7 protein-coding genes are annotated in these 13,142 nt (G+C 49.6%); 5 read left to right on the top strand and 2 right to left on the bottom strand.

Annotated features, from left to right (window positions below):
- Nucleotides 1-133: 133 nt before the first annotated feature.
- Together ACGHZ6_RS04015 and ACGHZ6_RS04010 are read right to left on the bottom strand one after the other, a co-directional pair.
- A complete protein-coding gene (locus ACGHZ6_RS04015) occupies nt 134-652 on the bottom strand; it encodes an aminoacyl-tRNA deacylase (protein ID WP_390617512.1) in 519 nt (172 codons plus the stop codon).
- A 184-nt stretch (nt 653-836) separates the two neighbouring features.
- Nucleotides 837-2,402 (bottom strand): SulP family inorganic anion transporter, encoded by a 1,566-nt coding sequence (locus tag ACGHZ6_RS04010; protein WP_390617511.1) that lies wholly within the window; start codon nt 2,400-2,402, stop codon nt 837-839.
- 355 nt (nt 2,403-2,757) lie between these two features.
- Between ACGHZ6_RS04010 and ACGHZ6_RS04005 the strand changes: the two genes are divergently transcribed.
- The 5 genes from ACGHZ6_RS04005 (at nt 2,758) to ACGHZ6_RS03985 (ending at nt 13,109) form a co-directional block, all read left to right on the top strand.
- Nucleotides 2,758-3,696 carry a S8 family serine peptidase gene (locus ACGHZ6_RS04005; protein WP_390617510.1) on the top strand — a complete coding sequence of 313 codons (939 nt, stop codon included), beginning with the start codon at nt 2,758-2,760 and terminating at the stop codon, nt 3,694-3,696.
- Nucleotides 3,697-3,782: 86 nt separating this feature from the next.
- Nucleotides 3,783-6,374: a hypothetical protein gene (locus tag ACGHZ6_RS04000; RefSeq protein ID WP_390617509.1), complete on the top strand. Its 2,592-nt coding sequence runs from the start codon at nt 3,783-3,785 to the stop codon at nt 6,372-6,374.
- A 1-nt stretch (nt 6,375) separates the two neighbouring features.
- Nucleotides 6,376-8,385 carry a hypothetical protein gene (locus ACGHZ6_RS03995; protein WP_390617508.1) on the top strand — a complete coding sequence of 670 codons (2,010 nt, stop codon included), beginning with the start codon at nt 6,376-6,378 and terminating at the stop codon, nt 8,383-8,385.
- A gap of 29 nt (nt 8,386-8,414) precedes the next feature.
- Nucleotides 8,415-10,670, top strand: coding sequence for a hypothetical protein (locus ACGHZ6_RS03990; RefSeq protein WP_390617507.1), 2,256 nt, complete (start codon nt 8,415-8,417; stop codon nt 10,668-10,670).
- Between the two features lie 84 nt (nt 10,671-10,754).
- Nucleotides 10,755-13,109 carry a hypothetical protein gene (locus ACGHZ6_RS03985; RefSeq protein WP_390617506.1) on the top strand — a complete coding sequence of 785 codons (2,355 nt, stop codon included), beginning with the start codon at nt 10,755-10,757 and terminating at the stop codon, nt 13,107-13,109.
- The last annotated feature ends 33 nt before the right edge of the window (nt 13,110-13,142 follow it).

The following is a 13,142-nucleotide window of genomic DNA, read 5'->3' as shown; positions in this document are numbered from 1 at the left end:
CGCTTCGTAGCGCGGGGTCTGACCCGTAGGGTCAGACCCCGTTTCTTGCGATGCCTAACAAAGAAAACCCGGCCGCAAGGGCCGGGACCTGTGTGAATACGCCGCAGCGCATTATTCGAGAAACAAATATTAATCAGTGCATATGCTGATAATACTCAACCGTATCCGGTGTGCAGCTGATGGTGGCATGATCTGCGGTTTGCATTAACTGCAGATAGCGATCTTTGTCGATATGAATCAGATGACGGTGATCGCCGCCTTCAAAGTACAGTTCCTGTACATGACGAAGGGAGTTATCCCACACCACTTTCATATCGTAAGCCTGCCCCAATGCAGGAACGGCTCCGGCCTCGCAGTCCGGAAACAGGGATTGTAATTCTTCCTCTGTCGCCAAACGGAAATGGCCTTCATAATCGCGTTCGATCCAGTTCATCACCAACACATGGGAAGCTGGTAATACACACATAATATAACTATCAGCCGAAGTCTCCGCGTTTGCGTTGCGCACGATTACGGCTTTTGCCAGTTGCGCAGGTGTCACATGGGCTGAATGGGCCGTCTGCATAGACGTGCTTGAATGAGGGTGTTCCAACACCTCAAAGGGAACATTGCGTTCACTTAAATAGGATTCTACTGCCGGGGCAAGACTCATAACCATCACCTCTCTAGCCGCCACAACAATCTGAGTATAGACCCGCATAGACGGGAAAATGGCGCTAAGACTATATCCGTCTAAAAGCGAAGTGCATTGCTTCGATGGTTTATCAGAGGGGAGGGGTTTTGCGGGAAAGAAAGCGGGGATGGGGTCTGACCCGCAGGGTCAGACCCCGAGTGTATTACGCCAACACGTCGGTGGCTACGCGGTACTTAGGATCTTCGAGTACGTTAACTTCACACAAATCGCCGGCTTTGGTCAGTAACTGGCGGCACTCCGGGCTCAGATGACGCAGGTGCAGCTTTTTGCCCTGAGCCTGGTACTTCTCTGCCAGGCCATCAAGAGCTTCAATACCAGAATGATCACTGATACGGGAGCGTCTAAATTCGATTACGACATCTTCAGGGTCACCCTTAGGATCAAACAGTTCTTTAAAGTTGGACACAGAACCGAAGAACACCGGGCCACGCAGATCGTAAACCTTCCAGCCGTTTTCATCTTCGTAAGTATCAGCCTGAATATGTTGAGCGTGTTTCCAGGCAAACACCAGGGCAGAGACAATCACACCCACAATCACCGCAATCGCCAGGTCAAAGACCACGGTAATGCCGGATACCAGCACAATGATAAAGGCATCGGTAAACGGGATCTTGCCCATAATACGGAAGCTGGACCACTCAAAGGTGCCCAATACCACCATAAACATAATGCCTACCAACGCTGCCAGCGGGATCATCTCAATGTACTGGGCCCCGAACAGAATAAAGGCCAACAGTACCAGAGCAGCAGTAATACCGGACAAACGGCCACGGCCACCGGAGTTAATATTAATCATCGACTGACCAATCATGGCACAGCCACCCATACCGCCAAAGAAGCCGTTGGTGGTGTTGGCAATACCCTGGCCAATACACTCGCGGTTACCGCGACCGCGGGTATCGGTAATCTCGTCAATCAGGGTCAAGGTCAGCAAGGATTCAATCAAACCAATGGCGGCAATAATAAATGCAAATGGTGCGATGATATAAAAGGTTTCCCAGGTGAGAGGCACTTGCGGAATAGCAAAGGTTGGCAGCTCGCCTTTGAGGGTGGCATCAGCAGCTTGATCGGCCGGCAGCATATCACGCACGTAATCGATAACAGAACGTGCTTCCAGATCCATTCCAATCACAAGGCCGGTTACCACCAGAATCGCCACCAGACCAGAAGGTACGGCGGTGGTGAGCTTGGGCAGGAAATGCATAATCAGCATAGTCAGGGCAATCAGTGCCCCCATGGTGTAGAGCATAGAGCCCTCCATCCATTGGAAAACACCTTCGGTGACCTCTACCTTGAACTGCCCCATCTGAGCCAGGAAGATCACGATCGCCAGGCCATTCACAAAACCCAGCATCACCGGGTGTGGTACCAGGCGAATAAACTTACCCAGCTTAAAAATACCGCACAGGATCTGGATGATGCCCGCCAATACTACAGTGGCAAACAGGTACTGCACCCCATGCAGGGCAACCAGAGATACCATGACCACAGCGGTCGCGCCAGTCGCACCGGAAATCATACCGGGACGGCCGCCAAAAATAGACGTCAGTAACCCCATCATAAAGGCGGCATAGAGGCCAATCATTGGCTCAACACCGGCCACAAAGGCAAACGCTACGGCCTCAGGCACCAGTGCCAGTGCGACCGTCGTGCCCGATAAGACGTCATTTTTGACGTTGGATTGCTTGGACGTAATCAGATTAAACATGGAATGCTCTCGAAGACTGCATATAAAAAATGGGTCGCGATACTACCAGATCTGGCCATAGGGTTCCAAACAACTGCCGAATTATTAACCAATAAAACTCAACCTTTAGTGGCAATTTTTGCCCTGAATTTCATACCTCAGCTTGGAAGATCTGCGCCCAACAAATACCAAAGTACTAATTCAAGCTGATACATATGACAGGAAAATGGCGCGCAAGGAGCAGCACGCCTTTATTTTCAGCGCGTCACCAAATTCCTTTTACACCATACCTATACTCAGCTCTCTCGACCGGGGGGTCGCCCTATCAGCCCCATCCCGCGAGCCACAATTAGCCACATAATAAAAGGAGATTGTTATGAGTCATCACCAGGAAGACGAGGCCTGCATTGGCCTCCCTCTCGTTAAAGTTCACCAAGTCGCCAGCACCGCTGAACAACAGGATGCCGTTGCCCAACAGGATGAGTACCGTTGGGCCAAGCGAATTCTTGGCGTCCCGGCAGCCTGGAGCCAAACCCGCGGTGAAGGGGTAAAGGTTGCGGTTCTGGATACCGGGGTTGACCCCGATCACCCGGACCTGGCCAGCGGTATCACTGCCATGGAAGATTTCACCGGTGACGGTATTGAAGACGTTAACGGCCACGGTACCCACTGTGCCGGCATTATTGGCGCCCGCGAAAACAACCTCGGCTTTATCGGTGTAGCGCCAGCCTGTGAATTATTAATCGGTAAAGTACTGGGCAATAACGGCAGCGGCAGTTGGTCGGGCATCGCAGCAGGTGTTGACTGGGCTGTCGACCAGGGAGCCGACATTATTTCCATGTCGTTGGGTGGCGGTTCATCCAGTCATGAACTTTTTGTCGCCATCCACAATGCATTGATGCGCGGAAAATTCGTCATTTGTGCGGCCGGCAATGAAGGCTCACTGATGACCAACAGTATTGGTTACCCCGGTCGCTACGGCGGCGTGATTACCGTCGCCTCACACGATCACAACGGTAACCGTTCCGGTTTCTCCTCCAAGGGTGGCGAAATTGATGTGATGGCACCCGGCTCCAATATTTGGTCCACCTATAAAGAAGGCAGCTACGCCGAACTCAGTGGCACCTCCATGGCCACCCCGTTTGTTGCTGGCCTTGCCGCTCTGGTGACAGCCAAACATATCAATCAAGGTGGCGGCACCCCGCTGCGCAACACCGAAGACCTGAAAAACCATCTCCTGTGGATGGCTGCTCACCCCGGTTACCACGACAACGAAACCGGCTACGGCCCGCTGCTGCCATTTAAATACTTCTAAACAGCAGAGCCAGCCTGTTGGAATAACCAACAGGCTGGCATCACCGAAAAAAAACACTCGGCATTACCAGCAAAAGGACTAGCGGTATGCGTAAAGGGCCCAGTCAATATATCCGTAAAGATGGCCGCCTCGAATCGGCGGCTGATCAATTGTTGCAACGCCAGCAACAACTTCGTTATGGACGCCAGTTGCAACCGCGCAAGGGTTTGCTGGAGCTGATCGACAAAGGTGATTATCGCCCACTGTCACGTCATGGCCGTATAGGTTTTGGCTGGCGCTTTCTCAGTCAACCTAGCGCCAAGGATTTTTATTTTTACCTGCCTCGTTACAGCATCCGCACTTATGAGGACAACAACCTCACCCTGCCTGATGTGAATTTACGCTGGACGGCCACTAACGAGCAGGTATTGGAGGAAAATGAAGAACTCGCCCGCCTGGAAGTCAACCTGGTCGCGACAGCGCCGAAGACATCCTCGCGTCGGCGCCTGCGAGAAATTCCCCATCGCCTGGAACTGGCGCTGAGTTTTTTAAGCCTGGATAACGACGGCAATCCTCTGCATGAACACAAACTTCCCTTCGATAACCTCGTTGACATTGGTGATAACAACTTCTTTGCCAGCCTGGTAATTACCGACTTAAAACAACTGGCCAGTATTTACCTGGCCCTGGCCAATCAGGAACAAGTCAAGGCCCAGCTACAACTTACTGGTTATGCTGATATGGTGGTTTCGCAATCACTAAACATGCTGGATCTGGAAACGCTCAATCACCCTCAATTTCAACAACAACTTTGGCAACGGGGCTTAAAAGCAGAAACCCTGTTTAATAGCCAATCGCTGCAAAAGTCTGTCAAAAAACCTTTTTCTCGGGATCGTAAACGCCTGCAACTGAAACAGGCCCGACGTAATGCTCGTAGTTTGGACACACTGGAAAGACAACCCCTACTTAACCCCAACGATAGCCTGCGCTTACAACCTATCGTTATTCCCGATCGTCTGTTGCTGGAAAAACCCTGGTTGATTGAAAAGCAGCTATTGGAGGAAAACCAACTGCAGCTGCTCTTGCGCAAGGATAAGACGCTTTTCACAGAGATTCATAAAAATAAGCTGCACGATAAAAAAACCATTGATCGTATTATTCAGGAGAAAACCCTGGATACATCAGGGCTGGATAAAGAAACCATCGCCGACAGGCTCAAGAAAAGCCCGGTAAAAATCGACAATCGACGTGCTATCACACTGAACCAACTCGATGCTGCCAACAAATCAAAGCAACTGGTCAGTACACGGGAGCTGTGCGCCAAAAGCCGACTCGGGCTTCATTATCCTGAACTTAATTACGGTCAACTCTATAGCTCCATCCCTGCAGCGGTGCGTAACGATATTAACGGTTTGGAAAACCCCAACCTGTTAATTGCGTTTAATGTTCGGGTCGGTAGCAAGCTGGAAGTTATCTACCAGGATCCCTGGCAAAAAAACCTGTTCTATTACCTGCCGCAAAGTTTTAAATTGGGTCGCGCCGACACCCCGCCCTACGAACCCCTGCTGCGTATTGGCTTTAATGAACTGGCACTTGAGCCGGAGCAGCAAGACGAAGAAACTGAAATAGACAGTGTCGACATAGATTATCGCGCCGAGATCACCTACACCCTAAAACCGCATATCGGTAGCGACTTCTTTTATGCCATTCAACACGACAGTGTGATTCAGCAAGCCGCGGAAGGGCAAGCGGTTGTCCTGGCACCACTGAATCCCGGCACGCCAAAAGTAGACATCCAGGATAGCCTGCAAGGCACCATCACCGATATCACAGCCTCAGTGTCAGAAGGCATTACTGTCACCAGCGAATATGAAGCCGCCGATTTTGACGCCTTCTTTGCCAGTCTGGTCAACGATGCAGGGCTACCGGTGATTAATGGCCTGGTGACATTACCCGAATTGGCAAACGGTCAACTCGATATTCCCCTTTCCCTCTCGCTCTATGACACCAGTGGACCGCTGGTGAATCAATACTGGCAAGCTGTCAATGAAAGTGAAAATACCGGCCAGTACCGGGTCACCATAACTAACCCCTTGGAGAGCCAGTTAACCCTGACACAGCTGCAAGCCCAACTGCTTAGTGAAAACACAGCTAAAGCCAGCCTGAATGAACAAGCAACATTGGTTTTACAACCCGGCAATAAAGCCAGCGTGGATATCACCGTTAGCCCTGCAGATACTAACGTGAGCGATCTGGTCATCGACAGCCAGTATCAGGTACAGCTCGATATCGATCGTCTCTGGGGCTTACTGACCATCAATCATGGTATTTCCTCTTACGCCTACAATATTGATGTTATTGCCGAATACCCATCACTGTTTGGTACCAGTGCCGATCCGCAAAACCTGCCACCATTAACAGCCATCAAAGTCGAATTTAAAGAAGGCCCCAGTATTACGCTTGATGCCGACCAGCCTCAGGCCAGCGCCCTGCTGTATAAATCACTGCTCGCCGATTTGCAGGATCAACCGTTAACCGAGCAATACCATTACCGCATTACCAATATGCATGGCGATGAAGAATGGGCGCGAGGCAATTGGGCTATATCGAGTGGCAGCTTGCGCGTTGCACCGGTTTACCCATCGGAACAAACCGGTACCCTCTCAACGCCTTCCTCCCCGGACCGAGGGCAGGACTGAGATGTTAAGCCTCGCCAAGCCGAAGTTTGCAGAGAATCCGGAGCATGACAGCCAACTGATTGCCTATGGCGATCATCGCAATAATGCCATGTATTACGCTTTGCCCAGCGAGATTACTGCGCCTAATGCTACTCCTCCTGTAAAGCTGTTTTACTTTGCCAGTGAGGAACAAGGTGCACGCTTAAATCTCCACCTGCAACTAAGTTACCCCGAAGGAGATCTTTCGCCACTACCGGTAACGGATGCATGGGTTCAACTACATTGCGCATTACCGCTACTGGCTGACACGGATAATTCAGAAGCCACCACGCAGCACTACAGCACCCAGTGGTTACCCGCGAGCCTGGAGCAAAACCAACTTAATGGTTTAGCCCTCGAACTGGATATCACCAATACCCGGGTATTACATCAATTGCTTACCCAGGAACAAGTCCTTCCCATTGACAGCATTCGGGTAGACATCAAGCTGAACTTTGAAGGCCTAAGAGCCAGCTTTGATCAATCGCTGAGCTTTCAACCCATTGAGTTTTACCAACACTGCCAGCGATTAATTGAAGATTGGCAACAGAGTCTGAATATTGAAGAGGTCCCGGACTTTACTTCACCGCCCATGTCTGCATCCGTAGCACTCAACTTTATTCAAAACTGGCTGGAAAACAGCACCACACTGGCATGGCTTTACGAAGGTCTGGAAGAAGCGATTCAGGATGCACAGCAGGAAGAATTAATTTTACGCCTGTTAGAACAAGGCTGGCAGATCGACGAACAAGGGGGCTACCAATTACTCCCTCTGTATCAGTGGCAAGATCTGCCGGATCTGGGGGACTCTGTTGATGCCTACGACAATGTTTCAATTCGCTGGAATCTGCAAAACCCGTGTAAGGATACTAGCCAGTGGTTAGGCAAGTGGTCACTGAGTGAATACTGGTTATCACTGACCGAGCAGCAGCGACAGAGCATTATTACCAGCGCCCCTCTATTCAGTCCCTTTAGTGCTGTCCCCATTGAGCTGTCCTCTCTAATTCCCCTCAATGGAATTGATATCACAAAACTTATCGCCAAGCTGCACTATTACGCTGAAGATCGTCAGTGGAAGACACAAGAAATTAGCTGGCAATACAACGCTTCCAATTCTGAAGAAAATACAGTTCCCATCTCTCAGCAGCTTTGGGGGCTGGTTCCACAAGGCGACAGTTTTCACTGCTACAGCCACTATGAAATCTGGTTTGGCCTTCCTCCTGGTGGCGGCTGGCCTTTGCCTCCGGTTAGAACCAACCAACAACGCCTCGACACCCCCTATATTTTATTAACACCTGAAACACTGGGTCTCGAATTTATTCGCATAGAAATACAAGCCGATGCCTGGAGCGAGGATATAGCCAAGATTGAAGTACGCTTACTGAGCGAACAAGTAACTCCAGTCAATACACAAGCTCAACATAAGACTGTTAACTTTCTACCGTCGCCCTATAACTCGACCAGCACCCACTTAATCAAAGTTGATCAAACCTGTTCGCGCGTTCCCCACTACAGCCACTACCAGTTAATTCTTCATCCAGTAAGTGATCAGGTGGCAGCTATTACAAACGATATACTGCCATTGCCTGCAGAGCGATTACTGATCACGTCTTTTCATACGCAGGTGATAACTCCCACTACGATCAACATTTCGGTGGATGAAAGTCTATGGCAGAACACAGAAACCATTATTCTGCGATTGCTTCCAGTCTCAGAGTTCGATCCAGAAACACCATCTATCAACAACAAAGTTGATATTCGTCTACTTGATCCGCAGAACACGTCTAGCCGTTGGTTATTCTGGCCAAGCAGTCGATTCAATCCCAATGCATTTTACTGGCAAACCGACATAATCGCGCTGGAAAATGATGAACGCATTACCCACTCAATCTCCTGGCAATTTTGTCAGGAATCACAACTTAGCCTTAACTCAACTCTTCTCGCGCTGCCACTCAGGGTGACTGATGACAGTACGAGACTATTAACCCCCTAAAACAGCATTAAATTGCAAGGAGCACCATTATGTTGATACTCAGCGGCAAAATACCCTTCCCGGATTTAGAACTGGAAGCTTATCGCGATGATACCCATAAACATGTTTTTTATCCGGTCCCCAACAACCCGCGAATACGCAAGGATGAAAATGATCGACCGGTGTTTCTGTTGACCAAATATGCGTTTTCTGACGCAGACCGGGAAAACAATGCTGATTTACCTATGGGTGGTGGTTTTATCAATATGGATATTGAGTTTGGCTTGACGGCTGAACAAAGAGCCGGGGTTGCAGCACGCCTACAAGAAATGGTTGAAGAGGAATGGGCCAAGCGTCGCCGCCTGGACCGCAATTCAGATGATTTTGTCTACCGCGGACCCGATGTTGAATTGGCGAGCCCCCAGTGGGTAGACGGTGCGGTTAAATTTCATGTTGTCGATGATGCCAACTTAATTAAAGGCAAAATCAGTGATGGCAAACCCTCAATGCTGGGTAACAACGCCGCAATCTTTAACGCCACACTGACGCCAGCCGGCGCCACCTACTTCCAGCGCACACTGGTTGACGAAGACGGCGATGGTATTGATCTAACGCCAGTACAGGTGGTGTACGAATTGTCCTTTATGCGCCGCATTCCACCTGCCAGCATCCGTATTTTTGGCAGCACCGTGGATATTTACAATGCGGTATCAGAGCTGTCCCATGATTATGATGACAACTGGTACCACGCCGATGACTTTACCACCACTGAATCCTACAGCGAACGGTTAGTGCACAGTGAAGTAGTGCGTATTGATTTTGATCAGAGTGAATTTACCCAGGAAGAAGTCGAGGAGTTACAGGCCTTTGCCATGGGACAACTCACCGCCTGGATGCAAAACAACCTGTTCGACAAGCTTACCAAACACGATGCTTCCTACCCGGATATGGAAGATATCTACAGTAAAGAAGCCGACGTCTATCGCCTGAAAACCATCGATCAGGTATCGGTTAGCGTGCTCGACCTTCGTATCAATCAAACCGCACTGGTGCCATTTACTATTCATCCACAGGCAACACTGGAAACCTTCTTTAGCGATATGAGCGAAGACGAAATAGCCCAACATGTACGGGAGGTCGATTTGGAAGACAACTTCTTTACTACCCTGGACCTTTCTGTCAAAGCCTTTGCCGATTACGAAGAAATTGCTTTTGTGAAGGTGGATATTGAATACCAAGGTGACTCTGGCTTAAAAACCGAGAGCTTTACTTTTGAAAGCAATGACAGTAACGCCGGCTACTGGGATCCACGCCTCAACAGTGACAACGATCGTGAATATCGCTACCGTTACGCCGTTGGCTTTAAAGCCAACCCGGATAAAACCTATGTTACCGAATGGATTATTGAAAGAAACAAAGAACTGAATATCAATGTCGGCCGACCAGGTGAAATCAATATCGATATCCTGGCCGGCCAAATAGACTGGAACAACCTGATCGAACAGGTTCAGGTCACCCTCAGCTATGAAGACCGCACCAATGATATCGATAGGGAAGAAGCAACTTTTGTAATCACCCCAGAAGCCCCAAGCGCCAATTATCGCCGCTGGATTTATGAGGACCGCAACAAGCCGCTACGCTATAAGGCCTCGTATTTCCTGAAAAATGGCCAACAGGTCGATGCACAGGAAGAAAGCCTGGAAGGCAATCAAATCATTCTTAATGATTCCTTTGTCGACGTGCTGGATGTCATTATTGTACCGGCCGGTAACTTCTCCAGTATCAGCCAAATTCTGGTAGAACTGCGCTACAGCGACAACAGTGGTTACAGCGTATTTAAACCCTTCTCTATTTCCAGCTCAGATTTCTTCACCACCTGGCGCGTACCTTTGACCGATCCCAACCAGCGTGACTGGGAATGGAAACAAACCACTATCTATAAAGATGGCACCAAGGAAACCTCCAATTGGAAAGAGGAAAGCGGTAGTCAGTCCCTGGTTGTTAGCTGGGCTTCTCCACCCAGTATCGACGTCAGTATCAACCCGGTGTTGTTGAAATTTGATCGCGCCCCGGTAGTAGAGGTCGCCATGACCTACAAGGGTGAAGTACTGGAAGGGGAATCCCCTGCGGTATTTTTCTTTGAAGATAAAACCAAACAAACCTGGAGCCTGCGCGTGGAAGACGACGAGGTGAAGGAGTACGACTGGGAAGCCACCTATTATGTCGAGCCTGAACCTGTGGTGTTAAAGGGTACCAGTAGCAAGAATCGCTTCTTGATTCCTCGCACGCCAAAACCCGCGGAGTAATCCAATTCGATAAATCTCGACAGCACCTTGCTCCCGTTTATACGGGAGCAGCATAACTGAAAAAATTTACCAGGAGATTGCACCATGATGTATCTCGACGCCCCCTTCTACGAGATAGACGGGGTCACACTCTATTCGGATTACAATGACCCGCTGCAGTTTTACTATATGCCGGACAAACCTGAACTATCCATGATTCAGGACGGCGAAACACAAAAGCCAGCGTTACTGTTTATTAAATACCGCGAAGATCTGGATGACTATGACGGCTCCAGTAACCATCCTACCGGCGGTGGATTTTTGTCTTTTGATGTTGACCTGGCATATTCTTCCGAAAAGCTCGCGGATATTGCCAAAAAACTCAAACAGAAACTTATCGCCAGCGGTGTAAACATCGCCTTTAACCAAACTGTGAAAATTAGTCCACCGCAGTACACCAGCGGCACGGTACAAATGATGCTGCTGGACCGCCGCAGTGAAGTACAACCCATTGACGGTGATGATTCTGACTCGCCTGCAGATGATAATCCCGATGATCAGCCATCCGTAGAATGGATTACCGAAGTACTCGGTGCGGGCGTCCCTTCGCTTTATGGCGACAACCGTGCGGCCTTTTCGGTAGCCCTCACCAAGAAAGCAGCTACCTTGTTAGAGGCGTCGTTTAACAGTGACAACAATATCACACCCATCGGCATTATCTATCAACTGAAATTTGCTGCACTGCGCCCCGCCTACAACGTCAAGATTTCCGCCAACTGGGAAGAGATCTACAACCACTTCAGTGAACAGTGGACAGCCGACCTGCTGGTGTTTTCTTCTTCCATTGAAAAAGTGGTTGATGAACTGGTACAAAATCAGGCCATTCGTATCGAGGCTACCGACTTTGGTGCAGGAGGAGAATCCAGCGGCAGTGACATGAAGAAGGCATTGGATGAGCTGAAGAAATTGGTTCTCGATAATTTCTTTACTCGCGCTCTTGATCCGGAAGATCCGGCGGGACACGGTGTGGCAGGCAAAGTCGAAGATGTAATTACTGCGATTAGAACTGCGGCTTATCCAAGTGTTGGCTATCATCGCAAAGAACTGACACGCAGTGAAATTCGCTCCTTCGATGCCGAAATGTCTGTGACCAAAGCCGTCGAGAGAATGATTGCGCCTCAAGGTCATCTAAGCCTGCTATTCAGTCAGGCAGGCCTGGAAAAAGGTCAAGTGGTCAGTACACCCATTGATCTGGACGATCCCTTCTTCGACAGTTTCAAGCTCAACATCCGTTCCAATGCCGACTGGCAAGGCGATGCTATTGAGCTACTGGGCGCTTCGGTTATTTACGGCCCCAATGGTGATGAGACTGATCACCGGGAAGACTTTACCCTCAATGCAGCACAACCCGCGGCACTGTTCGAAACCAACTTTGATACCAGTGCCGGTTATGACTATCGCTACCAGTGGCAGGTACAATTTAAACCCAACGATGAACTGCCCGGTGCCATTCCACTGATTAACGTGGCTGAGCAGAGTAACCGTGGTGGCCCTCTGGTATTAAATCCACGTGAGCTTTATAGCGAACGTACTCTGGAAATCGTTCCGGCCCGAAATATGCCGTTTGATAAATTCCCCACGGTAGAGGTGGAACTGCGTTATGTTGATCCCGTCAGCGGCTTTACGGACTCTTCGACCTACCTGATTCAATCGGCGGATGACAAACCCACCTATCGTCTGCGCTTGTTAAAAAATTGGTCAGATACTATTTTTTATCGCCTGCATTACCATGCAGCCAATGGCCCCAGCCATAGCGATGAAGAGTGGCAGGAAACCAACAGTAATGCACTGTTAATCAGTGATCCGTTCCCATCACGCCTTAACATTCGTGCGATTGTCGCCGGTAACGTTAATGAGCTGTCGAGTGTCATTGTCGATCTGCAATATATCGATGAAGACAATGGCATTATGGAATTTGGCAACCTCTATTTCGGTGAAGGCCAGTTACGCTCGCCACAGACATGGTCAATTAAACTCGCCGATCCCAAGCTGCGTGACTATCAATACCGCCAAACCATTATTACCGCTGACGGCGGCGTCATCATGACAGATTGGACTCGCAGCAACAGCCCCACGCTGGTATTGGGTAAAACCTATGCCATGCGTATGGAAGTGCATGTGTCATCCTTTGGCCCCACCTTCGCCGAAGAAAATATCAGCCGCATGGTAATTGATCTGCTCTACAAAGACGAAGAAGGCGGCGTGCACAAGGAAGACACTGCAGTGTTTGACGATCTGAGTGATCGCTATACCTGGCATGTCAATCTCAAGGACCCTGCACGGCGTGAATACAGTTACCAGGTGACCTACGAATTACGCGACGGCTTTAAAGTCAAACAGGACCCCGTTACGGCCCGCGGCAGCGAACTGATTATTAGCACGCAGGTGCCGCAACGATAATTTTGCATTATCCGTTTTTGCATTACTACCTAC

This window comes from Maricurvus nonylphenolicus, assembly GCF_042854845.1.
In the GTDB taxonomy this organism is placed as follows: Bacteria; Pseudomonadota; Gammaproteobacteria; order Pseudomonadales; family Cellvibrionaceae; genus Maricurvus; species Maricurvus nonylphenolicus.
Note: the sequence above shows the minus strand (reverse complement) of the source record. Positions and strands in the feature narration are given on the sequence as shown.

Bases quoted from the DNA above. Each gene is read 5' to 3' on its own strand.
- ACGHZ6_RS04015 (WP_390617512.1), bottom strand. From the start codon at position 652: ATGAGTCTTGCCCCGGCAGTAGAATCCTATTTAAGTGAACGCAATGTT.
- ACGHZ6_RS04010 (WP_390617511.1), bottom strand. From the start codon at position 2,402: ATGTTTAATCTGATTACGTCCAAGCAATCCAACGTCAAAAATGACGTC.
- ACGHZ6_RS04005 (WP_390617510.1), top strand. From the start codon at position 2,758: ATGAGTCATCACCAGGAAGACGAGGCCTGCATTGGCCTCCCTCTCGTT.
- ACGHZ6_RS04000 (WP_390617509.1), top strand. From the start codon at position 3,783: ATGCGTAAAGGGCCCAGTCAATATATCCGTAAAGATGGCCGCCTCGAA.
- ACGHZ6_RS03995 (WP_390617508.1), top strand. From the start codon at position 6,376: ATGTTAAGCCTCGCCAAGCCGAAGTTTGCAGAGAATCCGGAGCATGAC.
- ACGHZ6_RS03990 (WP_390617507.1), top strand. From the start codon at position 8,415: ATGTTGATACTCAGCGGCAAAATACCCTTCCCGGATTTAGAACTGGAA.
- ACGHZ6_RS03985 (WP_390617506.1), top strand. From the start codon at position 10,755: ATGATGTATCTCGACGCCCCCTTCTACGAGATAGACGGGGTCACACTC.